A 22,092-nucleotide genomic window follows, 5' to 3' on the forward strand; every position below is an offset into this window, starting at 1 on the left:
CCGCGGGCTGCCGGTGGGGACGGGCGGTGCCGCCGGACGGACGAGCGTCAGCCGGCCGCGTCGGCGATGCCGGTGGCCTCCTTGGCCCCGGTGCGCCAGGCGGTCACCCCGTGGGCGAACCACCGGGCGAGGCCCTCGTGGGTGCCGCTCGCGAAGTCCTGCGCCGCCGCCGAGTACTCGCCCGACGCCCGCAGGTGGCCGACCTCCGGGATGACGAGGCCCTTGGGGTCGAGCCCCGTCGAGATGGCGGTGAGCCGCGCCGCGGCGCGCGCCACGACGCCGTTCGCGACGAGGAACGGCGCCAGCGCCAGCATCTCGCCGTGCACGACGCCGACGAGCACCGGGCCCGGCACGGAGGTGCCGCCGACGACGAGCCCGGCGAGCGCGTCGAGCCGCGCCGAGACCCAGGCACCGGGGCGGGGCCGCCCCAGGTCGGACTCCGGGACACGGTCGGTCGCGGCGAGCACGTGCAACCGGGCGAGGGCCTGCAGCGGCGCGCGACGCCACGTGGGGAGCAGCCCGCCGAGCGCCTCGGCCACCCGCAGCGAGCCGGCGAGCACCGGGTCGGTGACGGGGCCGTCCTCGGGCAGGTCCGCGGACCCGCCGTCGAGGGCGGCCGAGGCACGGGCGGCGCGGACGCTCGCCTCGGCGGCCGTGGTCGGCCACCCGCGGCGGTTGGTGCGGTGCGCGTGGACGGCCTCGACGTGCCGGCGGATCGACTCGGCGCCCTCGGCGACGCCGGGCAGCTCGAGCAGCGGCGCGAGCGGGTCGGTGGTCGAGGCGGTCATGGGGTCCATCGTCCCAGGGTCGTACCACCCACGAATGTGACGTCCAGTGTCAGCATGGCCGCAGTGCTGACACTCCGGGGACGTGCGGGGTTAACCCCTCGACACGGCGAGCATCCTGGAGACATGGACAGCACCGAGCTGCTGCCCGCGCACGCCCTGACCTGGCGGTTCTCCCGGTCGTCGGGGCCGGGCGGGCAGGGCGTGAACACCACCGACTCCCGCGTCGAGCTCCTCGTCGACCTCGCCGCCCTCCCGGACGCCGACCGGCTCGTCGGGCGACTGGGCCCCGTGCTGCACGTCACGGCCTCGGAACACCGGTCGCAGCTCCGCAACCGGGAGGCCGCCCTAGAGCGCGCCGCGGAGCGCATCGCCCGCGCCCGCCGGCCCGACCCGCCGTCCCGGACCCCGCGGAAGCCCAGCCGGGGGTCGAAGCTGCGCCGCCTGGAGGACAAGCGCCGCCGCAGCGATCGGAAGGCGTTGCGGCGGACACCGTCCGAGTAAGACAGGACTGGACCCGGTGATGATCGGGAAGACACGGGCCGTGCTGCCGTGTCACCGATCGCGTCCGTCGTGGTCGTGGCACGATGTGCCCCCTCTCGACCCGACCCGCCAGGAGGGCCCGTGACCTCGCCGTCGTCCCCCGGAGGCCCGCCCGTGGTGCCCTCCATCCCGCTCAACGCCGAACCGGCTCGCCAGAACGGCGACGCGTCGGTCGGGGCGCTGGTGAAGGAGGTGACCACGCACGTCTCCACCCTGGTGCGTGCGGAGGTCGAACTCGCCAAGCAGGAGATCACCGGCGAGGTGAAGAAGGGGGTGCAGGGCAGCATCTTCTTCGTCATCGCCGGCGTCGTCGCCCTGTTCAGCCTCTGGTACTTCTTCTTCGCCGTCGCCGAGGCGTTCAACCTGATCTGGCCGTCGCAGCGCTGGGCCGGCTTCGCCGTGACCTTCGCGCTGATGCTGGTCATCGCGGGTATCGCCGGCTTCCTCGGCTACCTCAAGGTCCGCAAGATCAAGGCCCCGGAGCGGACGATCGAGACCGCCCGCGAGTCGGTCGAGGCCCTGCGCCGCGGCCGGTCCGACGCCTCGCCGTCGACCGTCGCCGAGCGGCGCTGAACCACCCCGACCCCGCGGCCCTGGCCGGGCCGTGGCGACACCGCGAGGTGTCCGCCAACGGCATCCGACTCCACGTCGCCGAGTGCGGGCCCGCCACCGGCGAGCCGGTGCTGCTGCTCCACGGGTTCCCGGAGTTCTGGTGGTCCTGGCGTCACCAGCTCACCGCGCTCGGCGCGGCCGGGTACCGGGCGGTGGCCGCGGACCTGCGCGGCTACTGCGGTTCCGACCGGCCGCCGCGCGGCTACGACCTGTGGACCCTCGCCGGTGACGTCGCCGGCCTGGTGCCCGCGCTCGGCGCCCGGCGCGCGACCGTCGTCGGCGCCGGGTGGGGCGGTGCCGTCGCCTGGACGCTGGCCGCCCTGCACCCGCGGGTGGTCGCACGGCTGGCGGTCGTCGCGACCCCGCACCCGCTGGCCCTGCGGCGCGCGGTCCGCCGTCGGCCCTGGCGCTGGGCCCGCCCGCTGCGCGACGTCGCCTTCTTCCAGCTCCCCCGTCTGCCGGAGCGCTCCCTGCGCCGCGACGCGGGGGCCGCGGCCGGCACCTTCCTGACGGCGGGTGCGGGTCCCGGCTGGCCCGCGACCCCCGAGTTCGCCGGCGTCGCCGCGCAGCACGCCGCCGCCCTGCTCACCCCGCGGACCTCGCACTGCGCGCTGGAGTACTTCCGCTGGGCGGCGCGCTCCCAGACCCGTCCCGACGGCGCCCGCTTCGCCGAGGCGATCGGGCGGCCCGTGGAGGTCCCGGTGGTGCACCTGCGCGGGGCGGACGACCCGTGGGTCCCGGAGGACGTCGTCCACGCCTCGGCGCGCTGGGCGCCCGACCACGAGGTCGTGACGATCCCCGGCGCCGGGCACTTCCCGCACCAGGAGGCACCCCGGCACGTCACCGAGGTGCTCCTGCGCCGCCTCTAGCTGGCGCAGCTCCCCGTCGACACCCGCGAGGTCGCGGAGGCGGACGCGTCGAGGGCCGCGCGCACCTGGTCGGCGGTGAGCACGAAGCCGGTGTCGCCCTGGTCGACCGCGGCGCCGAACACCACGCCGATCACCTGCCCCTGCGGGTTCACCAGCGGCCCGCCGGAGTTCCCGGACTTCACCGTGCCGCGGATGGTGTAGACGTCGCGGGTGACGGTCTGCGAGTCGTAGATGTCCGGGCCGCGCAGCTGGATCCGCTGCCGGATCTTGGCCGGGCTGGACGAGAACGGCCCGTCGAGCGGGTAGCCGAGCGCCACGGCGTTGTCGCCGGTGCCCGCCGCCGAGAACTCGAACGGCAGCGCGCGGGCCTCGAGGCCGGGCACGGCGAGCACGGCCACGTCGACCTCGGGGTCGTAGTAGACGACGCGCGCGGTCTCGGTCGCGGCGCCGCCCCCGGACCGCGGGACCTCCACCGACACCTCACTGGTGCCGGCGACGACGTGCGCGTTCGTCATCACCCGCTCGTTGCCGACGACGAAGCCCGTGCCCTCCAGCGCGCGCGAGCACGACGGCGCGCGGCCCCGGATCTTGAGCACGCTCGACCGCGCCCGCTGCACCACCGGGTCCTGCACCAGGCCCTCGTCGGGCGGTGCGACCTCGGCGACCCCGGGGGTCGGGGAGAAGGGCGAGAGGACGTCCGGAAAGCCGGACGCGTCGAACATGGCGCGCAGCTCGTTGGGCAGCGCCCGCAGCGGTGCGGGCATCACCGAGTCCACCGTGGAGAGCACCGCGGAGTTCTTCAGCGCCGAGGCGAGCGCGACGTTCGAGGAGGACGCGAGCGGCAGCGCGATCAGCCACGCGACGACGAGCGCGGTGAGTGCCTGGAGGACCGACCCGAAGGTCGAGTCCACGGTGCGCACGGCGCCGAGGCGCATCCGGTCGCGCACCGCGCGCCCGAGGTAGACCCCGAGGGTCTCGCCGAGCGCGACCAGCGCGATCACGATCAGCACGCTGACCACGACGCGGCTGGTGTCGCCCTCGAACGTCCCGACGACCAGCGGCGCCAGCTTCAGCCCGAGCAGCGCCCCGCCGATGACCCCGAGGAAGGACAGCGCGGCCACCGCGGCGCCGTGGCGCCAGCCCGAGATCGCCGCGGCGACGGCGAGCAGCACGACGACGATGTCGACCCAGCTCATCGGATCGCTTCCCCCTCGTGCCGACGGGCCCACGCCTCGCCGAGATCGCGTACGTCCGTGCCGTCCCACGGGACCGTCCAGCCCGCCAGGTCGAGCACCCAGGAGAGCACGCCGGCGGTGAATCCCCACACGAGCAGCCCCCGCACGGCGAACGCGGGTCCCTGGTAGCCGCCCGGCGAGGTGACCGTGAACCGCCGGGCCGGGTCGGTCAGCTCGGCGAGCGGGACCCGCTCCACCGCAGCCGTCTCCGCAGGGTCCACCACGCCGATCGGCTCCGGCACCGCCCAGTGGGCGACCACCGGGGTGACGGCGAAACCGGACACCGGGATGGTCAGCGGGGGCAGCGTGACGAGCGGCACGATCCCGGCCGGGTCGGCGCCGATCTCCTCCTCGGTCTCGCGCAGGCCGGCGGCGACGAGCCCGTCGAGCCCGTCCCCGTCGTCGGACTCCAGCCCGCCGCCCGGGAAGGCGGCCTGCCCGGCGTGCGAGCGCATGTCCGCGGCCCGCTCGGTGAGCACCAGGTCCGGCCCGTCCGCGCCGTCGTCGGAGAAGAGCAGCACCACGGCGGCCTGCCGTCCGTTCCCGGTCGGCTGCCGGCGGAACGGCACGTCGGACGGCGAGACGCGTCCGCAGGCGGCCACCAGGCCGGCCAGCCAGTCCGGGGCCTCCGCCGGGCGGAGCAGCCGGCTCACGCGGCGGCCCGGGCGACGGCGGCGCGCACCTGGTCGGGCGTCGCGAACACCTGCGGCGGCAGCGGAACGACGGTGCCGTCGGCGCGGACGACGACGCTCGCGGGCAGCACCGGCGGCGCTCCCAGCCGCCGGCCGACGACCTGCTGCGGGTCGGTCACCGACGGGTAGCGCACGCCGAGGGCCGCCATGAGGTCCAGCGCGTCGGCCGGGTCGTCCGCGACGTCCACCCCGAGCACCGACGCCGCACCCGGCTGGGCCGCGTACGCGCCGAGCGCCGGCATCTCCTCGCGGCACGGGCCGCACCACGACGCCCACAGGTTCACCAGCGTGACCCGTCCCGGCAGGGCGGCCGCGAGATCGACGGTGCCGGGGGCCCCGAGACAGTCCAGGCTCAGCTCGGCCAGCGGCGCGGGCGCGGGCGCGGGCGCTCCCGACGACGGGCCGGGACACGGCGCGAGCGCGGCGGCCGCCCGGGCGCGGGCCAGGTCGGCGGGGTCGGCGGCGGCCGCGGGCGCGCCGCCCGCCGGCGCCGACCCGGCGTCGGGAACGGAGGAGTCGCGCGGCCAGAGCGCGATGACGCCCACGACCACCAGGATCAGCACCAGCAGGGTCGACCCGACCTCGGTGCGCGTCACCGCTCGAGACCGACGAGGGCCAGGAGGTGGTCGGCCTCCGGCCCCTTGACGAGCTTCGCCGCCTTGGCCGGGTCGGTCTCCCCGATGCCGGCCGACGGGCAGTCCTTCGCGATCGAGCACGCGCCGCAGGCCGGCTTCTTCGCGTGGCAGACACGGCGGCCGTGGAAGATCACGCGGTGGGAGAGCATCGTCCAGTCCCGCTTCTCGATGAGCCCGCCCACCTCGGACTCCACGTGCACCGGGTCCTCCGACACGGTCCACCCCCACCGCCGGGTCAGCCGGCCGAAGTGGGTGTCCACGGTGATCCCCGGGACGCCGAAGGCGTTGCCGAGGACGACGTTCGCGGTCTTGCGCCCGACACCCGGGAGCTTCACGAGATCGTCCAGGCGGGCCGGCACCTCGCCGTCGAACGTCTCCACGAGGGCCTGGCCCAGCGAGATCACCGAGTTCGTCTTCGCCCGGTAGAACCCGGTGGGCCGGAGGATCTCCTCCATCTCGGTGCGGTCGGCGCCCGCGTAGGCCGCGGCGTCGGGGTAGCGGGCGAACAGCGCGGGCGTCACCCGGTTGACGGTCACGTCCGTGGTCTGCGCCGAGAGGACGGTGGCCACGAGCAGCTCGAGCGGCGTGGTGAAGTCCAGCTCGCAGTGGGCGTCGACGTGGGCGGCCGCGAGCGCGCGGTGCATGCGGCGCGCCCGGCGCACCAGGCCCAGGTGCGTCTCACCCGGCTTCAGAGCGGCCCCCGAGGTCATTCGACCAGGGTAATGAAGGCCCCCGACACCGTGGCCGACCGGGAGCACCCGCGACACGCCGGGGCACCCCCGGTCGCAGCGGGACCGTGCGCGTGCGGGAGCATGCGTCTCACCATGACCGCCTGGATCGCGATCCTCATCCCCCTGCTCATCATGGTCTTCGCCCTGGGCATGGAGCGCCTGGAGACGAGACTGCGGGCGGGCACCGTCCGCGAGGACGAGGTCGAGGACTTCCTCGAGCGTGCCCGGCCCGACGAGGTGAAGGCGCTCTTCCGGCAGGGCATCGGCGGCGCGCTGACGCTGTTCCGGCTGCGGAACCTCGGCAAGCGCGGCGGCGCGTCGCGCCGGGGCGCCCGGACGGGCGAGACGTCCGGCCGGAGCACCACGGGCGTCTGACGCTCACCGAGCGGCGTCATGATCGGCGAGTACTGTCGTCCGTTCGGGGGGCACGGCTCGCGAATGACGACGGAACAAGGCTAGATCCGGGGATCGTCGGCCGCGTGCTGCGTGATCATGACCATGCGCGCGACTAGACTTGCGGCAGACGTGACTGGTGACACAGCGGAGTTCGGGGTGCAGGATGCCCGGGCCCGTGGGGTCTCAAGAGTCGGCGAGGAGCGGACGACGGTGGACGAGGTACTGGCGCGGGCAGGGATCTTCCAGGGTGTGGATCCCGCCGCCATCGAGGTGTTGACGGAGTCGCTCGATCGCGTCGAGTTCCCGCGGGGCACCGTCATCTTCAACGAGGGCGAGCCCGGCGACCGGCTGTTCATCGTGCAGAGCGGCAAGGTCAAGATCGGCCGCCGCTCGCCCGACGGGCGCGAGAACCTGCTGTCGATCTTCGGCCCGTCCGACATGTTCGGCGAGCTGTCGATCTTCGACCCGGGCCCCCGCACGTCGACCGCCACCTGCGTCACCGACGTCCGCGCCTACTCCATGGACCGCACGGCCCTCAAGGAGTGGATCGCGCAGCGCCCGGAGATCGCCGAGCAGCTGCTGCGGGTGGTCGCCCGCCGGCTGCGCCGCACGAACAACCTCCTCGCGGACCTCATCTTCACCGACGTGCCGGGCCGCGTCGCCAAGGCGCTGCTGCAGCTCGCGCAGCGCTTCGGCTCCCAGGAGGCGGGCCTGCTCCGCGTGACGCACGACCTCACGCAGGAGGAGATCGCCCAGCTGGTGGGTGCGTCCCGCGAGACGGTGAACAAGGCCCTGGCCGACTTCGCCGCCCGCGGCTGGCTGCGCCTCGAGGGCAAGAGCGTCCTCATCCTGGAGCCGGACCGCCTGGCGCGCCGCGCCCGCTGACCCGCTCCGGTCAGCCCTCGCGCAGGTACTCCAGCTGGGCGGCCACGGAGATGTCCGCGGCCGGCCACAGCGACTCGTCGACGTCCGCGTAGACGACCTCGACCACCTGGCGCGGCTCCGGGTCGCGGGGGAGCGAGCGGAGCGCCTCGCGCACCTGCTCCAGCCGCTGTTCGCGGTGGGCCAGGTACTGCCGCGCCGTCTCCGGCGCGTCCGGCAGGTCCGGGCCGTGGCCGGGCAGGAGCCGCGTGCCGGCCGGCAGCGCCGCCAGCCGCTCCAGGGAGCGCAGGTAGTCGCCCAGGGCGCCGTGGTGGTCCCCGAGCACGGTCGTGCCGCGGCCCAGCACCGTGTCTCCGGTAAGGACCGACCCGTCGCCGTCCACGACGAAGCAGAGCGAGTCCATCGTGTGGCCGGGCGTGGCGAGCACCCGGACGTCCAGCCCCGCGGCGCCGACGGCCTCGCCGGCCCCCAGCCCCTCGGCCCCGAGGCAGAGCTGGGGGTCCAGCGCCCGCACCGGCGCGCCGGTGAGCTCGGCGAACGGCCGGGCCGCCTCGGAGTGGTCGAGGTGGTGGTGGGTGAGCAGGATCAGCTCGACCGGCCCGTGCTCCCGCAGCCGGTCGAGGTGGTGGGCCTCGTCCGGCCCCGGGTCGACGACGATGCACCCGCGGTGCCCGGGGGCCCGCAGCACCCAGCTGTTCGTGCCGTCCAGGGTCATGCCCGACGGGTTGTCGGCGAGGACGACCCCCGCGGCCTCGGTGACGGGACGCAGGACCTCGTAGGCCGGGTGCTCGTTCACGCCGTGACCCTAGAGGGGTCCGGGGCTCAGTGCGTGTCGTCCCGCCCGCCGGGCAGGCCGTGCCCGTTGACCCGCCCGTGGCCGTCCGGCGGGTGCTCCCCCGGGCGGGGGCGACCCCGGTGGGCCGGCCCGCCGAACGGGTCCGAGCCCTCGGCCCGCTCGCGCTGGGCGAGCTCCTCGTGCAGGCGGGCGAGCAGCTCCCGCTCGCGCTCGGAGAGCTGGGCGACGGAGTCGTCGGTGTCGGGCGCCCAGCTGCTCGTCGCCTCCGGGTCGGCCGGCCACACCGGTGGGGCGGCGTCCGGCGGGTGGGAGCGGGGCGGTCCGCCCGCCGCGGGCCCGAGGTGGGGCGGGCCCTGGGGCGGCGGGCCGGGGTGCGCCCCCGGGGGTCCGGGACGGGGCGGTACGGCGTGGGGCGGCGGCGCTTGGTGCACCGGCCCGGTCCCCGCCGCGTCCGGGCCGGGCGCCGGCGCCGGGCGGGGCGGCGCCCACGCGGCGGTCTCCGGCGTCCAGCCCGCGCCGTCGGCGGCCGCCCAGGGCGGGGCGACGTCGGTGGCCGTCCCGGGTGCGTCCCCGAGGTGCGCCCCGTCGAACGGCTCCGGTGACGGCTCCGCCCAGGACACTGGTCCGGTCGCGGGCTCCTCGGGCACCTCGGGCTCCTGCGGCGCCACGGCCCGCACGGGCTCGTGCCGGTGGCCGTTGGTGCCCAGCGTGACCGCTTCCCCGCCGACCTCCACGGGCGAGGCGAAGACCGTGTCCGCGCCGGGCTGCGCGCCGGTGACGGGGGCTCCCGGCCAGGCCGGGCCGGGCCCTGCCCCGAACCGGGCGTCGTGCCCGAACCGGGCGGGGGCCGTGGGCTCCTCCGGCGACGGCCCGCGGCTGTGCCGCGCCCGCTGCACCTGGGGGTCGTCGGCCGGGGTGCCCTCGGGCGGCGTCGGCTCGCCGGCGTCGACGAGCTCCCCCGCCTCGTCGTCCACGGCCGCGTCGCCGAGGTGGTGCCCGTTGCGGCGGGTCGGGGTGGGAGCGGGGAAGGACCCGGTCGCCGGGCGACCGTGCCGCCCGGGGCCGACGTCGTCCGGGAGCTCGTCTTGGAGTTCGTCAGGGACGAGATCGTCCGGGGCCGGGTCGTCCGCGTCCGTGCCCGCGTCGAGCGGCGGCTCCAGGCGGGTCTCCTCCAGCGAGTCCGCGGGCAGCGGGGCCGAGAAGTCCTCCGGCACCGGGCGCGCCCACAGCGCGGCGATCCGGCGGGCGGTCACCGAGAGGTCGTCGTCGATCGAGGTGGGTGGGGTGGACGCGGCGGGCGCGGCGGCTCGCTCGTCGTCCGGCCCCGCCTTCCCGACGGCGGGTGGTCCCGGCTCCGGCTCCGGCGGCCGGTCCCCGAGCGGGCGGGGCGCCTCGTGGGCGGTGCCCGCGTCCGCGACGGTGCGCCAGGTCTCGTCGTCCTCGGACCGCGCCGGCGCCGGACGCTCCTCGGCGGCGGTGAGCGGGCGCGCCGCCGCGAGCGCGTCGCGGTGGTAGGCGGGCAGGGCGACCCCGGAGGCGTAGACCTCGATCGAGGTGCTCCCGAGCCCGCGGGCGGCGTGGGCGAGGTGGTGGACGACGTGGTCGCAGTCGTCGGGGTCGGCCGTCTCGACCAGCACCACCCGGTGGGGCACCGGCCCCGGCGCGACACCCGCCGGCGTGACCCGCCAGCTCTCGCGCACCGTGACGACCCCGGGCAGGCGCCGGGCGGCCCGGGCCAGCGAGGCCGCCGGCTCGACCGCCCCCGCCGTCGTCGTGAACCGGTGCCCGGAGCGACGCCGGGCGTCCGGGTCGACGGGGAGGGCGGCGAGCAGGTCCGGGTCGACGCGACCGGACGCGAACCAGGGGGCGAGCACCGCGCGCTCGTCGGCCCCGAGCCCGACCTCGTCGGCGAGCAGACACCCCCCGAGCAGCTCGGCGGCCTCCGCGTCGTCCTCGGCGGCGACCATCTCGCGGACGGTCGTGAGCGCGTCGTCGTCGATGCGGCCCGCCAGGCCCAGCAGCACGTCGTGCAGGCGATCGGGGCCGGTCGGCCCCTGGTCGCGGTCGTCGTCGGAGCGCGGGGCACCCGGGTGCGGGGCACCGCCCGGACGACCCGGGCGCTGCGTCTCGCGGTCCCGCACGACCGGGGCGTCCGGGCGCGACGGCGCGGCGGGCGGCTCCCCGGGCTCCTCGGGCTCGACACGCTCGACGGCCTCGGGCTCGACGGCGTCGCGCTCGACGGCGTCGGGGACCTCGACGGCCTCGGGCGCGGTGGGCGCCGCGGGCAGACCGGTCGCGGGCGTCGGGTCGCCCACGGGCAGGCCGGCCGCGGGGGTCGGGACGTCGGGGGAACCCGGCTCCGGCGTGCCCGCCGGCCGGTCGTCGGCGGGCGTCCCGTCCGGGCCGGCCCCGTGCGGTTCCTCCACCGGCGTCTCGGCGCCGGAGGCCCGGCGCCGCTGCTCGGCCACCCGGCGCCAGGCCGCGAGCGCGACCGGATCGCGGCCACCGCGGGCCCGTGCGGGCCGCCCCGCGGCGTCCGCGGCCTCCGGCGCGCGGGGCTCGGGCCGGGGCCCGTCGGGATGGGGGACGGCCTCAGCCATGGCGCACCAGCTCCGGTGGTGACGACGGGACCCCGGGACGGGGGTCCGGCAGGCGCGCGGCGTCGGGCGCGTCGGCGGACGGCGCCACCCCGCCCGCGCGCCACAGCACGTCCGACCCGGCGAGCGCCGCCCGGTGGTAGCCCGTGACGGGGGTCCCGGCGCCGATGACCTCCACGCAGGGATCGGCCTCACCATGGGCCCGCAGCGCACGCTGCACGACGCCGGTCAGGGCCGCGAGGTCCCCCGCCGCGCTCACGAGCACGACCCGGCCGCCCCCGGTGCGCCACGCCCGCCGGACCTCGCCGACGTCACCGGCGGCGGGCACCACCGCGCGCAGCACCAGGTCCGCCGCGTCCCACGCCCCGACCCCCGGCTCCCCGAAGGACCGCGTGGGCTCCGGGACCGACTCGGCGTGCAGCACGGCGTCGACGAGCCGGGGCGACCCGCGCCACGCGGCGACCGCCTCGCGCAGCAGCGCGCGCTCGGTGTCCGTGACGCCGACGCGGTGGCGCAGCAGCGTGCGCGGCACGGCGGTGCGCAGGGCGACGTCGGCCCCGGCCGCCAGCCAGTCGCGGAGCCGCCACAGGGCGCGGTCGGGGACGCGCCCCGCCAGGGCCACCAGCAGGTCGTGGCAGGCGCGGGACCCGGACTCCTCGTCGCCCGGTCCCCGCGCGTCCGTGCTCGCCACGTCGGCACTCCCTACCGCCGCGGGTCGGCCCCGCGGCACTCACGACCGACCTCACGCGAGGTCGACGACGACCTCAACCTCGACGGGGGCACCCAGCGGCAGCGCCGCCACCCCGATCGCCGAACGGGCGTGTTCGCCCGCCGGGCCGAACACCTGACCCATCAGCTCGGAGGCGCCGTTCACCACCTGCGGCTGCCCGCCGAACCCCGGCGCGGAGGCCACGAACCCGACGATCTTGGCCACCGACGCCACCGCGTCCAGGCCGACGAGCGCGTCGATGGCGGCCAGCGCGTTGAGCGCCGCGATCCGGGCGTACGCGGCCGCGTCGTCGACGCCCACCTCGGCGCCGACGAGCCCCGTGGCCGGCAGCTCGCCGCCGACCAGCGGGAGCTGACCGGAGGTCCAGACCTGCGCACCGACCCGCTTGGCCGGCACGTAGATCCCCTTGGGCGGGGCGACCGGCGGCAGCTCGACGCCGAGCTCGGCGAGGCGCGCGGTCGGGCTCGTCACGACAGCGGCTTCTTCAGGTAGGCGACGTGCTGCTCCCCGGTGGGGCCGGGCAGGACGGTGACGAGCTCCCAGCCGTCCGCACCCCACTGGTCGAGGATCTGCTTCGTCGCGTGGGTCAGCAGGGGGACGGTCGCGTACTCCCACGTCTGGGCACTCATGGGTGCCGAGGGTAGATGTCGGTCCCGACACGCCCGGCCGCGCCCCGGACCGGTCCCGGCCCCGTCACACCGGCGGCGACCCGCCGCGCACGCATCGTCACCGGGACCGCGACCCGGTGTGATCCAGCCCCTCCGGCCGGGGCCCGCACCACCGCGGTGGCGGTCCTACGCTGGTCGTCGTGAGCACTCAGCGCGAGACCGGGTCCGCCGGTCTCTTCGACGAGGCCGGCGTCGAGCGGTGGCCGGACGCCCTCGCGGGCGCCCGCCTGCACGTCGTGACCGGCAAGGGCGGCACGGGCAAGTCGACCCTCGCCGCCGCGCTCGCGCTCGCGCTGGCCGCCGGCGGCGGGCGGACCCTGCTCGTGGAGGTCGAGGGACGGCAGGGCATCGCCCAGCTCTTCGACACCCCGCCGCTCCCCTACGCCGAGCAGCGCATCGCGGTCGCCCCGGACGGCGGCGAGGTCCGTGGCCTCGCGGTCGACGCCGAGGAGGCCCTGCTCGAGTACCTCGAGATGTTCTACAACCTCGGGCTCGCCGGCCGGACCCTGCGCCGCATGGGCGCGGTCGAGTTCGCGACGACGCTCGCCCCGGGCCTGCGCGACGTCCTGCTCACCGGCAAGGTCAAGGAGTGCGTCGGCCGCACCGTGGGTGAGGACCGCCGGGGCCGCGGCTCGCGCCGCCCGCTCTACGACGCGGTGATCCTGGACGCCCCGCCCACCGGGCGCGTCGTGAAGTTCCTCGACGTCACCAAGGCGATGGGCACGCTCGCGCGCACCGGCCCGATCCGCAGCCAGAGCGAGGGCGTGGTCGCGCTGCTGCACTCGCCGCAGACCGTGGTGCACGTGGTCACCCAGCTCGAGGACCTGCCGGTCCAGGAGACCCTGGACACCGTCGACGAGCTGACCGGCGCCAACCTCCCGGCGGGGGCCGTCATGGTCAACCGGGTGCGCCCGGCGCGGCTGCCCGTGGCCGGGGTCGGGGTGGACACCGACGGGCTGCGGGCCGGCCTGGAGGCCGCGGGCCTGTTCCTCAAGGACGAGGAGGTGGACGGGCTGCTCACCGAGGTGGGCGAGCACACCGACCGGCTCGGCGTCGAGTCCGGGGTCCGGTCGCGGCTGGACGCCGCGGGCATGCCGCAGATCGAGCTGCCCGAGCTCGCCGACGGCGTCGACCTGGGCGGGCTCTACGAGCTCGCGGAGCTGCTGCGCGAGCAGGGGGTGCGTCATGACCGCTGAGGCCGACACCGGGCGGGGCCGCCGCCCGCAGCACCTGGACCTGGACGCGCTGATCGACGACCGCGGCACGCGCGTCGTCGTGTGCTGCGGGTCGGGCGGGGTCGGCAAGACGACGACCGCGGCGGCGCTGGCCCTGCGTGCGGCGGCCCGCGGACGCCGGGTCGTGGTGCTGACGATCGACCCGGCCAAGCGCCTGGCGCAGTCGATGGGACTCGAGGAGCTGGACAACGAGCCGCGGGTGGTGCCGGGCGCCACGACCGGGTCCGGCGGCGAGCTGCAGGCGATGATGCTCGACATGCGCCGGACCTTCGACGAGATGGTCTCCGGGCACACCACGCCCGACCGGGCGCAGGCGATCTTCGACAACCCCTTCTACCAGACGATCTCCTCGTCGTTCTCCGGCACGCAGGAGTACATGGCGATGGAGAAGCTGGGCCAGCTGGCGGCCACCGGCCGCTGGGACCTGATCATCGTCGACACCCCGCCGTCGCGGTCCGCGCTGGACTTCCTCGACGCGCCCCAGCGGCTGTCGTCGTTCCTCGACGGCCGGATGATCCGCCTGCTCTCGGCGCCCGCCCGGGCCGGCGGCAGCGCCCTGCGCAAGCTGGTCGGGTCGACGTTCAACCTGTTCGCCAAGGCGGTCTCGACGATCCTGGGCGGGCAGATGCTCGCCGACGCCTCCGCGTTCGTGCAGGCCTTCGACACGCTGTTCGGCGGGTTCCAGGAGCGGGCGAACGCGACCTACCAGCTGCTCCGTGCGCCGGGGACGGCGTTCGTCGTGGTCGCCGCGCCGGAGCCGGACGCGCTGCGCGAGGCCTCGTACTTCGTCGAGCGGCTGGGTACCGAGCGCATGCCGCTCGCCGGGATGGTGCTCAACCGCACCCACCCGGTGCACGCCACGCTGTCCGGCGCCCGCGCCCGCGAGGGCGCGGAGGCCCTCGAGGCCGCCCGCGGGGACGTCACCACCGCCGCGGTCCTGCGTCTGCACGCCGACCGCGTCGAGACCGCGGAGCGCGAGCGGCGGGTCCTCGCCCGGTTCACCCGCGCGCACCCCACGGTGCCGATCGTGGACGTCCCGGCCATGGCCACCGACGTGCACGACCTCGACGGCCTGCGGGCGATCGGCGACCTGCTGGCGTCCTGACGGCGGGCCGGGCCGTCAGCGATGGTCCGTTCCTGACGCCTGACGTCAGGCTGGCGCCACTCGCACATCGGCGTCGCCCTGGTCGCGGGTCCCGGTGCCGCCGCCCGGCGCCGACTTGTCGCGGGTTACCAGCACCGAGCGCTCACCTTGTCGCTGTCAATGCCAACGATAAGGCGGCTTCGCGCCGTCGAGAACCCGCGAAAGAACGCCGCGGCACCGCAGCGATGGCGCATTGCTGCCACCTGACGTCACCGATGGCGCCACTCGCACGGCGGCGGCCGCGCTCCGGCTCAGCCGACCCGGCGCGCCGGCTTCTCCTCGGCTGCCGGGCGCTCGGGCCTCCCGGCGGCCGGCTGCTGCGGCCGCAGCGCGGCACGCCGTGCGGCCTCGAGCAGCGCCGACCACGAGACGACGTCCGGGCGGCGCTTGAGCAGCGCCCGGCGCTCCCGCTCGGTCATGCCGCCCCACACGCCGAACTTGATCCGGTTGTCCAGGGCGTGCGCCAGGCACTCGGTGCGCACGGGGCAGGCCTTGCACACCTCGCGCACGTCCCGCTGCTGGGCGCCCTGCACGAACAGGGTGTCCGGGTCCTCGTGGCGGCACCGTGCCTCGTGCCGCCAGTTCCGCGTTCCCGCCTCGTCGATCACGTCATCCCGCCCTCGTGTGGCCCCATGGCTCCCGGTGCACCGCGCCGCCGCCCCGCCGGCCGGCCCGCGCACCGGTGCGCCCGGCCCCGCCGGCCGCGCGCCCCGCCCTTCATGGGGTTCGACGCACTCTAGGAGCGAACGGTTCCATCGACCAAGACCGGAATCGGATCTGTCATGTGAACACCGTCGTCGGAGCCCATCGGACGCGGTGAGCACGAACCACACCACCGGGCCAGTACCGTGGACACCGATGACTGGGGGAACACGGAACGACGCCGGCCGGCGCGGCGTCGCGGCCCGTCCGATCGCACGCCTGCTGGGTCTGTGCCTCGTCGCCGGCCTGATCCTCGCCGGCATCACCTTCCCGCTCGTGGGCGGGCTCGGGCTGGTGTCCAACGACGCGAGCGACACCGTCAGCGCCACGTCCTCCGACCTCGCGGCCGGGCAGCTGCCGCTGGTCACCACGGTCACCGACCGGCAGGGCGCCCCGATCGCCTACCTGTACGACCAGAACCGGCAGAACACGCCGCTCGAGCAGATCTCCCCGACGATGCGGGCGGCCATCGTCGCGATCGAGGACCGGCGCTTCTACGAGCACGACGGCGTGGACTGGACCGGCACGCTGCGCGCCCTGGTGACCAACCAGTCCGCGGGTTCCACCCAGCAGGGCGCCTCGACGCTCACCCAGCAGTACATCAAGAACTACCAGCTCTACGTCACCGCGCGGACGCCCTCGGAGCGCCTCAAGGCCACCGAGGCCACCTACGCCCGCAAGCTGCGCGAGGTCCGCGTCGCGCTGCAGCTCGAGCGCCAGCTCGCCGAGGGCGGCAGCAAGCGCGAGGCCAAGGACGAGATCCTCCAGCGCTACCTCAACATCGTGTTCCTCGGGAACAACTCCTACGGCGTCGGCGCCGCGGCTCGCACCTACTTCAACACCACGCCGGACAAGCTGACGATCCCGCAGGCCGCGATGCTGGCCGGGATGGTGCAGTCGACGGCGGCGTTCGACCCGGTCGCCCACCCGCAGGCGGCCACCGGGCGGCGCAACGAGGTCATCAACCAGATGCGGCTGCAGGGGATGATCACCCCGCAGCAGGCGCAGGAGGCCACGGCCAGCCCGCTCGGGGTCGCCAGCGCCGCCCCGCCGGCCAACGGCTGCATCGGCGCCGGGGACGCCGCGTTCTTCTGCAAGTACATGGTCGACTACCTCGGCCAGGCCGGGCTGCCCGCCGAGCAGCTCAACCGCGGCGGCTACACCATCCGCACCACGCTCGACCGCGCCTCGCTGGGCGCGATGACGGCGGCGCTGCGCAACGAGGTGCCCGCGAAGCAGCGCAACGTGGCCGACGTGATGGCGGCGGTCTCCCCCGGGGCCACCCGCCACGAGGTCACCGCCATGGGCTCCAACCGCGTCTTCGGCGTCGACGGCTCCGAGCTGGAGACGAGCTACGGGCTGCCCTGGGAGCCGGTCAACCTGGGTGCCGGGTCGGTCTACAAGGTGTTCACCGCGGCCACGGCCCTGGACAAGGGCCTGGGCATCAACTACCAGATGCAGATCCCGCCGGACGGGTACGCGTCCCCCATCTACCGCGACGGCCAGGGCAACCCGTTCCCGGTCCGCAACTCCGGCCCGGTGCCCCCGGTGCTGTCGATGACCGACGCGCTCGCCCAGTCGCCGAACACCGGGTTCGTGAAGCTCATGGAGTACACCGGCGTCGCGCCGGTGGTCGACATGGCCGTGAAGCTCGGGATGCGCTCGCTCGCCGAGCCGCAGGGCAACGGCGGCAAGTCGATCGCCGAGATCGCCAAGGAGCAGAACCAGGGCTCGTTCACCCTCGGCGTCACGCCGACCAGCGTGCTCGAGCTCTCCAACGTCGGCGCCACGCTCGCGTCGCGCGGCACGTGGTGCCCGCCGACGCCGATCGTGTCGATCTCCGGTCCCGACGGCGCCGCGGTGCCGGTCTCCGAGCAGCCCTGCGAGCAGGTCGTCCCGCCGACGCTCGCCGACACCCTCATGGTGGGCATGAGCAAGGACGACCAGCCCGGCGGGACCTCCGCCGCGGCCGCCGGCGAGAACGGCTGGACCCGTCCGATGGCGGGCAAGACCGGGACCACGCAGCAGAACAAGTCCGCCGCGTTCCTCGGCTTCACCCCGGCCCTCTCCGGCGCGGTCATCACCTTCGACGACTCGTCGTCACCGCGCCCGCTCTGCGACGGCGGCGGCGACTCGCCGCCCTTCCCCTGCTCCGACGGCAACATCTTCGGTGGCAAGACCCCGGCCCGGACCTGGTTCAAGGCGATGAACCCGGTCATCGGCCCGACACCGGTGCAGCCCCTGCCCGCCACCGACCCGCGCTACGTCTCCGGCGGCACCAACGAGCAGATCCCGGAGGTCGTCGGGCAGTCGGCCGACGACGCCGAGCAGACGCTGCGCGAGGCCGGGTTCCAGGTCGTGCGGAGCTCGGTCGCCAACCGGGCTCCCGCCGGTACCGTGGTCGGGCAGTCCCCGCGCGGGTCCGCGCTGCCGAACCAGGCGATCACGCTGCAGGTCGCGAGCGGCACCGTGCCCGCGCCGCCCCCGCCCCCCGGCGCGGTGGCGGCCCCGGCGGTCGGACCGGCACCCGGCGGCTGAGCGGAGGACACGTGGCTCGGGATCCCGACGGCGGCCTGCTCCGGACGGTGGGGAGGGTCGCCCTCGGTGCCGGCGCGGCCGGGGCGCTCGGGCTCGGCTACGCGTGCGTGGTCGAACGGCACTGGTTCGCACTGCGGCGCGCGACGATGCCGGTGCTCGCCCCCGGCGCCCGGCCGCTGCGCGTGCTGCACGTCTCGGACCTGCACCTGCGGCCCGGGCAGCGCCGGGAGCAGCGGTTCGTGGCGGGCCTCGCCGAGCTCGAGCCCGACCTCGTCGTGAACACCGGCGACAACCTCTCGCACCCGCGCGGCGTGCCGGTCGTCCTTCAGGCGCTCGGCCGGCTCCTGGACCGGCCGGGCGTGTTCGTGTTCGGCAGCAACGACTACCACGGCCCCCGGCCGAAGAACCCGGCGAACTACCTCTTCCGCCCGGAGCACCGCATCCTCGGGCCGGAGGTGCCGTGGCGGGACCTGCGGGCGGCGTTCGTGGAGCGCGGCTGGCAGGACGCGACGCACACCCGCTTCGAGCTCACCGTCGCCGGGCAGCGGATCGCGGTCGCCGGCGTGGACGACCCGCACATCGGCCGCGACGACCACGACCGCATCGCCGGGCCCCTCGAACCCGGCGCCCCGCCCGTCCTGCGGCTCGGGCTGACCCATTCCCCCGAACCGCGGGTGCTGGACGGGTTCGCCGCCGACGGCTACGACCTGGTGCTGGCCGGCCACACGCACGGCGGCCAGCTGTGCCTGCCCGGCTACGGGGCCCTGGTGACGAACTGCGGGATCGACCGGTCGCGGGTGAAGGGACCCTCGCGCTGGGGGTCCCACCTGCGCCTGCACGTGTCGGCCGGGCTGGGCACGTCCCCGTGGGCGCCGGCCCGGTTCTGCTGCCGGCCGGAGGCCACGCTGCTCGAGCTGGTGGCCGCGCCCGCCGGTCCCGGCGCCGCCGACGGCCGGACCACCGCCGTGACCCGGCCCCCGTCCCGCGCCGCCGGACCCACCGGGTAGAGTACGAACCAGAGCGGCACGCTCGGGGTGTGGCGCAGCTTGGTAGCGCGCCTCGTTCGGGACGAGGAGGTCGTGGGTTCGAATCCCGCCACCCCGACACACAGGCAGGGCCCGGTTCTGGAGTCCAGGACCGGGCCTTCGTCGTCTCCGGAGCCGGTGCTCGCCGTGATCAGGTCGACGAAGAGCACGAACTGGTCACCGCGCGGTAACGGTGCCATGCTGGCCGGCGATACCTCGGACGGGTGACGTCCGTCCGGGCGTCGGTCACCGATCGGGGACGGCAGGGAACGAATCATGGCGAACCACCGCGCGACGGACGGCGTCACACGCCGGTACACGGTGCTCAATTCCACCGATCGGGCGCAGCCGGGCCACCTTCCGTCACAGCGCGGGCCGCTTGCCGCCCGCCCGCCGTCGGTGCCCGCACCCCGCCCGGTCCCCGCGCCCGCCGCGCCGACGGTGCACGTGCCCACCACCGCGGCCCCCGCCCGCCGCAGCTCGCCGGAGGAGATCCGCGCCGCCTCCGCGCAGCGCAGCTCCGCCGACGAGATCGCCGCGCGGGCCACCACCACGCTCATCCCGAACTCGCCCGGTGCCCGCGCCCAGGCCGGCCCGGTGTTCGTCGACGGCAGCGGCCGCCGTGCCCGCCGGTTCAAGGGCCTGGCCGCCGTGGCCGCGACCCTCGCGGCCGGCTACGTCGGGGTCGTCGTCACCGGTGCCCTGGCCGGTCCCAGCGGCCCGGTCGGCGGCGCGACGGCCCCGGTCGCCAACGGTGCCTCCCTGGCCCCGTCGTCGCCGCCCGCGCCCGTGGTGCCCAGCCCGATCGTCGCCACCCCGGCCGACGTCACGACGACGACGAAGGCGCCGGTCAAGAAGAAGACGACGACCACGAAGAAGGTCGTCCCGCGCACGACGACGCCGCGCAAGGTCGTCCCGAAGCCGGTCGTGCCTGCGCCGGTGGCGCCCGCTCCCGTCGCGCCCGCCCCGGTCGTCCCGCAGCCGCCCGTGGCCGAGCCGGAGCAGCCGGCCACGCCCGAGGACGGCGCCGTCAGGAAGCCCGCGGCGCAGCAGCCCACGCTCGACACGTGATCGTCGCTCTGCGCGCCGCGCTGGCGGGCGCGCTGCTGACGGTCGTGCTGGTCGCGTGCTCGGTGCTGCCCTCGCCGGTCCGCGTCGCGCCGGGCTCGCTCGGGACCACGGCCGGGTCCACCGCCGCGCCCGCCTCCACCCGACCCGGGCCCCGCGCCCCGGACGGCCCGCTGCCGACCGTCCGGGTCGCCCCGTACGTCGACCTCACCACCCCGCCGCTGCCGGACCTCGGCGCGGTCGCGGCCGCCTCCGGGCAGCGCGACGTCGTGCTCGGCTTCATCCTCGCCGGGCGGGGATGTGACCCCACGTGGGGCGGCACCACCCCGCTGACCGACCCGGCCGTGCAGCAGTCGATCGCCGGGCCGAAGGCCCGGGGCGGCACGGTCACGGTGTCGTCGGGCGGCGCGGTCGGGGACTACCTCGAGACCCGCTGCCCGGACGCGGCCTCGCTGGCCCGGGCCTACGGGCGCGCCCTCGACGTCGTCGGCACCGACCACCTCGACGTGGACATCGAGACCGACAAGGGCCGCGACGTCTCCATGGACCGGGTCGCGGAGGCGCTGGAGCTGCTGCAGGACCAGCGGGGAGCGCGGATCACGCTCACCGTGCAGGTGGAGAGCGCGGACGCGGGCATGACCGACGACGCCCGCGAGCTCGTGGAGGCGGTGTCCGGTCGCGGCGTGGCGGCGCGGATCAACCTCATGGTGATGAACTTCGAGCAGCGTGGGAGCTGGGCGGAGTCCATGCTCGACGCCGCCGATCTCTCGCTGGCCGCGCTGCAGCGCATGTGGCCGGGGTCCGAGCCCGCCGACGTCGCGCAGCGCGTCGGGCTGACGCTGATGATCGGCCGCAACGACACCGAGGCCACCACGACGCTCGCGGACGCGGCCGCCGTCGTCGACGGCGCCCGCGCCCGCGGGTACGGCTACGTCGGTGCCTGGTCGCTGCTGCGCGACAACGGCGGCTGCCCGGGCACCGCGACCGAGGCGGACGACTGCAGCGGCATCGCCCAGGAGCCCTGGGCGTTCACCCGCGCCCTGCAGCGGTTCGCCTAGTTGCCCGTGGTGAGCACCATCCGGAACCGGGCGTCGTTCGCCATCATCCGCGCGTAGGCCTCGGCGGCCTGCTCCAGCGGCATCGTCTCGATCATCGGCCGCACTCCGGTGATCCGGGAGAAGTTCAGGGTGTCCTCGGAGTCCTTCGAGGTGCCCGACGGGTGCCCCGCGACCTGGGCCGCCGGCCCGATCAGCGACATCGCCTCGATCGTCAGCGGGGTCTCCGCCGCGCCGACGACGATCAGCTGCCCGCGCGGGGCGAGGCCGGGCACGAGCGCGGAGATGGCCCCGCCCTCGGTGGCCGTCGCGACGACCACGGTCGCGCCGCCCATCGCGGCCAGCGCCTCGCCCGGGTCGGTCGCCTGCGAGTCGACGTGGACGTGGGCCCCGAGCTGCTTCGCGAGGTCGGCCTTCGCCGTGCCGCGCGAGATCGCGACGACCTCGCAGCCCATCCGGGCCGCGAACTGGATCGCGAGGTGCCCGAGGCCGCCGATGCCCAGCACCGCCACGCGGTCCCCGGGACGCACCACGCTGGAACGCAGCGCGTGGTAGGTCGTCACCCCCGCGCACAGCAGCGGTGCGGCCTCCTCCGAGGACAGCTCCTCGGGCACGCGGGCGAGCGCGTCGGCCGGCACGACGACGGCGTCGGCGTACCCGCCGTCGAAGGTCACACCGGGGATGCGGCCGTTGGCGCAGGTGATGAAGTCCCCGCGGCGACAGGACTCGCAGTGGTAGCAGGCCCCGCCGAACCAACCGACGCCGACGCGGTCGCCCGGCTTCCAGTCGCCGCGCACGTGCTCGCCGACGGCGTCGACGACGCCCACGATCTCGTGTCCGGGCACGATCGGGAACGGCGTCGCGTCCCCCATCACGCCCTCCTTGGCGAACATGTCCGAGTGGCAGACCCCGCAGGCCTGCACCGTCACCCGGACCTCGCCCGCCCCCGGCTCGGGCAGCTCGCGCTCCACGAGCTCGAACTCGCCGCCGGCCCGGGGCACCTGCACTGCTCGCACTGCTCTCTCCTCGCATCACGGGATCGCCGTCGTACGCATGCCTACCCCTGCATCCGAGCGGCGACGCGTGGCGATCACCGCGCCCCGACATCCGGGTAGGGTGGGCGCACCCGCGCCGCCGCCGTCCCGGCCCGCGTG

23 protein-coding genes and 1 tRNA gene are annotated in these 22,092 nt (G+C 76.0%); 12 read left to right on the forward strand and 12 right to left on the reverse strand.

Annotated elements, in window-relative coordinates:
• Positions 1-47 precede the first annotated feature (47 nt).
• Positions 48-788, reverse strand: a complete 741-nt coding sequence (locus WCD74_RS17375) for an oxidoreductase (RefSeq protein WP_337696129.1) — start codon at positions 786-788, stop codon at positions 48-50.
• 123 nt (positions 789-911) lie between these two features.
• On the opposite strand from WCD74_RS17375, the gene WCD74_RS17380 reads away from it, so the two are divergent.
• From WCD74_RS17380 to WCD74_RS17390, 3 genes are all read left to right on the forward strand, one after another.
• Complete coding sequence (locus WCD74_RS17380; RefSeq protein WP_337696130.1) at positions 912-1,289, forward strand: aminoacyl-tRNA hydrolase; 378 nt, start codon at positions 912-914, stop codon at positions 1,287-1,289.
• 120 nt (positions 1,290-1,409) lie between these two features.
• Positions 1,410-1,901 carry a phage holin family protein gene (locus tag WCD74_RS17385; RefSeq protein ID WP_337696131.1) on the forward strand — a complete coding sequence of 164 codons (492 nt, stop codon included), beginning with the start codon at positions 1,410-1,412 and terminating at the stop codon, positions 1,899-1,901.
• A 47-nt stretch (positions 1,902-1,948) separates the two neighbouring features.
• The gene (locus WCD74_RS17390; RefSeq protein ID WP_337696132.1) at positions 1,949-2,809 is read left to right on the forward strand and encodes an alpha/beta fold hydrolase; all 861 of its coding nucleotides are present in this window, start codon (positions 1,949-1,951) and stop codon (positions 2,807-2,809) included.
• Here the strand turns inward: WCD74_RS17390 and WCD74_RS17395 are convergent.
• The 4 genes from WCD74_RS17395 to nth are packed head-to-tail and all read right to left on the reverse strand — an operon-like array spanning position 2,806 to position 6,081.
• On the reverse strand, positions 2,806-4,005 hold the full coding sequence (locus WCD74_RS17395; protein WP_337696133.1) for a MarP family serine protease: 1,200 nt from the start codon (positions 4,003-4,005) through the stop codon (positions 2,806-2,808). The genes WCD74_RS17390 and WCD74_RS17395 overlap by 4 nt on opposite strands.
• Positions 4,002-4,697, reverse strand: coding sequence for an NUDIX hydrolase (locus WCD74_RS17400; RefSeq protein ID WP_337696134.1), 696 nt, complete (start codon positions 4,695-4,697; stop codon positions 4,002-4,004). The genes WCD74_RS17395 and WCD74_RS17400 overlap by 4 nt, the downstream gene beginning before the upstream one ends.
• The gene (locus tag WCD74_RS17405; protein ID WP_337696135.1) at positions 4,694-5,332 is read right to left on the reverse strand and encodes a TlpA family protein disulfide reductase; all 639 of its coding nucleotides are present in this window, start codon (positions 5,330-5,332) and stop codon (positions 4,694-4,696) included. The genes WCD74_RS17400 and WCD74_RS17405 overlap by 4 nt, the downstream gene beginning before the upstream one ends.
• Entirely contained in the window at positions 5,329-6,081 is a 753-nt protein-coding gene (gene nth, locus WCD74_RS17410) for an endonuclease III (protein ID WP_337696136.1), read from the reverse strand. The genes WCD74_RS17405 and nth overlap by 4 nt, the downstream gene beginning before the upstream one ends.
• A gap of 114 nt (positions 6,082-6,195) precedes the next feature.
• Here nth and WCD74_RS17415 point away from each other — a divergent pair, with 114 nt between their 5' ends.
• Both WCD74_RS17415 and WCD74_RS17420 read left to right on the forward strand, forming a co-directional pair.
• Positions 6,196-6,477 (forward strand): hypothetical protein, encoded by a 282-nt coding sequence (locus WCD74_RS17415; protein ID WP_337696137.1) that lies wholly within the window; start codon positions 6,196-6,198, stop codon positions 6,475-6,477.
• A 231-nt stretch (positions 6,478-6,708) separates the two neighbouring features.
• Entirely contained in the window at positions 6,709-7,383 is a 675-nt protein-coding gene (locus tag WCD74_RS17420) for a Crp/Fnr family transcriptional regulator (RefSeq protein WP_026204588.1), read from the forward strand.
• Positions 7,384-7,393: 10 nt separating this feature from the next.
• Here the strand turns inward: WCD74_RS17420 and WCD74_RS17425 are convergent, their stop codons facing one another.
• From WCD74_RS17425 to sp36, 5 genes are read right to left on the reverse strand one after another with little or no spacing between them, the layout of a single operon-like run.
• Positions 7,394-8,176 carry an MBL fold metallo-hydrolase gene (locus tag WCD74_RS17425; protein WP_337696138.1) on the reverse strand — a complete coding sequence of 261 codons (783 nt, stop codon included), beginning with the start codon at positions 8,174-8,176 and terminating at the stop codon, positions 7,394-7,396.
• Positions 8,177-8,202: 26 nt separating this feature from the next.
• Entirely contained in the window at positions 8,203-10,776 is a 2,574-nt protein-coding gene (locus WCD74_RS17430; protein ID WP_337696139.1) for a hypothetical protein, read from the reverse strand.
• Positions 10,769-11,464 carry a hypothetical protein gene (locus WCD74_RS17435; protein ID WP_337696140.1) on the reverse strand — a complete coding sequence of 232 codons (696 nt, stop codon included), beginning with the start codon at positions 11,462-11,464 and terminating at the stop codon, positions 10,769-10,771. Before WCD74_RS17435 ends, WCD74_RS17430 begins: the two co-directional genes overlap by 8 nt.
• 51 nt (positions 11,465-11,515) lie before the next feature.
• Positions 11,516-11,974, reverse strand: coding sequence for a RidA family protein (locus tag WCD74_RS17440; RefSeq protein ID WP_337696141.1), 459 nt, complete (start codon positions 11,972-11,974; stop codon positions 11,516-11,518).
• Complete coding sequence (sp36, locus tag WCD74_RS17445; protein WP_286050546.1) at positions 11,971-12,132, reverse strand: Sp36 family protein; 162 nt, start codon at positions 12,130-12,132, stop codon at positions 11,971-11,973. Before sp36 ends, WCD74_RS17440 begins: the two co-directional genes overlap by 4 nt.
• 179 nt (positions 12,133-12,311) lie before the next feature.
• Between sp36 and bagA the strand changes: the two genes are divergently transcribed.
• Together bagA and bagB are read left to right on the forward strand one after the other, a co-directional pair.
• Positions 12,312-13,367, forward strand: coding sequence for an ATPase BagA (bagA, locus tag WCD74_RS17450; RefSeq protein ID WP_337696143.1), 1,056 nt, complete (start codon positions 12,312-12,314; stop codon positions 13,365-13,367).
• Complete coding sequence (gene bagB / locus WCD74_RS17455; RefSeq protein WP_337696144.1) at positions 13,357-14,511, forward strand: ATPase BagB; 1,155 nt, start codon at positions 13,357-13,359, stop codon at positions 14,509-14,511. Before bagA ends, bagB begins: the two co-directional genes overlap by 11 nt.
• A 290-nt stretch (positions 14,512-14,801) precedes the next feature.
• Here the strand turns inward: bagB and WCD74_RS17460 are convergent, their stop codons facing one another.
• Positions 14,802-15,155, reverse strand: coding sequence for a WhiB family transcriptional regulator (locus WCD74_RS17460; protein ID WP_337696261.1), 354 nt, complete (start codon positions 15,153-15,155; stop codon positions 14,802-14,804).
• Positions 15,156-15,408: 253 nt separating this feature from the next.
• Here WCD74_RS17460 and WCD74_RS17465 point away from each other — a divergent pair, with 253 nt between their 5' ends.
• From WCD74_RS17465 to WCD74_RS17485, 5 genes are all read left to right on the forward strand, one after another.
• Positions 15,409-17,790 carry a penicillin-binding protein gene (locus WCD74_RS17465; protein WP_337696145.1) on the forward strand — a complete coding sequence of 794 codons (2,382 nt, stop codon included), beginning with the start codon at positions 15,409-15,411 and terminating at the stop codon, positions 17,788-17,790.
• Between the two features lie 11 nt (positions 17,791-17,801).
• Positions 17,802-18,797, forward strand: coding sequence for a metallophosphoesterase (locus WCD74_RS17470; RefSeq protein ID WP_373696095.1), 996 nt, complete (start codon positions 17,802-17,804; stop codon positions 18,795-18,797).
• A gap of 23 nt (positions 18,798-18,820) precedes the next feature.
• Positions 18,821-18,894: transfer RNA gene (locus WCD74_RS17475), tRNA-Pro, on the forward strand.
• A gap of 368 nt (positions 18,895-19,262) precedes the next feature.
• Positions 19,263-19,886 (forward strand): hypothetical protein, encoded by a 624-nt coding sequence (locus WCD74_RS17480; protein WP_337696146.1) that lies wholly within the window; start codon positions 19,263-19,265, stop codon positions 19,884-19,886.
• Positions 19,883-20,941 carry a glycoside hydrolase family 18 protein gene (locus WCD74_RS17485; RefSeq protein WP_337696147.1) on the forward strand — a complete coding sequence of 353 codons (1,059 nt, stop codon included), beginning with the start codon at positions 19,883-19,885 and terminating at the stop codon, positions 20,939-20,941. Before WCD74_RS17480 ends, WCD74_RS17485 begins: the two co-directional genes overlap by 4 nt.
• Here WCD74_RS17485 and WCD74_RS17490 read toward each other — a convergent pair.
• On the reverse strand, positions 20,938-21,954 hold the full coding sequence (locus WCD74_RS17490) for an alcohol dehydrogenase (protein WP_337696148.1): 1,017 nt from the start codon (positions 21,952-21,954) through the stop codon (positions 20,938-20,940). The two genes, WCD74_RS17485 and WCD74_RS17490, sit on opposite strands and share 4 nt — an antisense overlap.
• Positions 21,955-22,092: the final 138 nt, after the last annotated feature.

It is taken from the genome of Actinomycetospora aurantiaca, assembly GCF_037401875.1.
Taxonomy (GTDB): Bacteria; Actinomycetota; Actinomycetes; order Mycobacteriales; family Pseudonocardiaceae; genus Actinomycetospora; species Actinomycetospora aurantiaca.

Bases quoted from the DNA above. Each gene is read 5' to 3' on its own strand.
- WCD74_RS17375 (WP_337696129.1), bottom strand. From the start codon at position 788: ATGACCGCCTCGACCACCGACCCGCTCGCGCCGCTGCTCGAGCTGCCC.
- WCD74_RS17380 (WP_337696130.1), top strand. From the start codon at position 912: ATGGACAGCACCGAGCTGCTGCCCGCGCACGCCCTGACCTGGCGGTTC.
- WCD74_RS17395 (WP_337696133.1), bottom strand. From the start codon at position 4,005: ATGAGCTGGGTCGACATCGTCGTCGTGCTGCTCGCCGTCGCCGCGGCG.
- nth (WP_337696136.1), bottom strand. From the start codon at position 6,081: ATGACCTCGGGGGCCGCTCTGAAGCCGGGTGAGACGCACCTGGGCCTG.
- WCD74_RS17415 (WP_337696137.1), top strand. From the start codon at position 6,196: ATGACCGCCTGGATCGCGATCCTCATCCCCCTGCTCATCATGGTCTTC.
- WCD74_RS17430 (WP_337696139.1), bottom strand. From the start codon at position 10,776: ATGGCTGAGGCCGTCCCCCATCCCGACGGGCCCCGGCCCGAGCCCCGC.
- sp36 (WP_286050546.1), bottom strand. From the start codon at position 12,132: ATGAGTGCCCAGACGTGGGAGTACGCGACCGTCCCCCTGCTGACCCAC.
- bagB (WP_337696144.1), top strand. From the start codon at position 13,357: ATGACCGCTGAGGCCGACACCGGGCGGGGCCGCCGCCCGCAGCACCTG.
- WCD74_RS17465 (WP_337696145.1), top strand. From the start codon at position 15,409: ATGACTGGGGGAACACGGAACGACGCCGGCCGGCGCGGCGTCGCGGCC.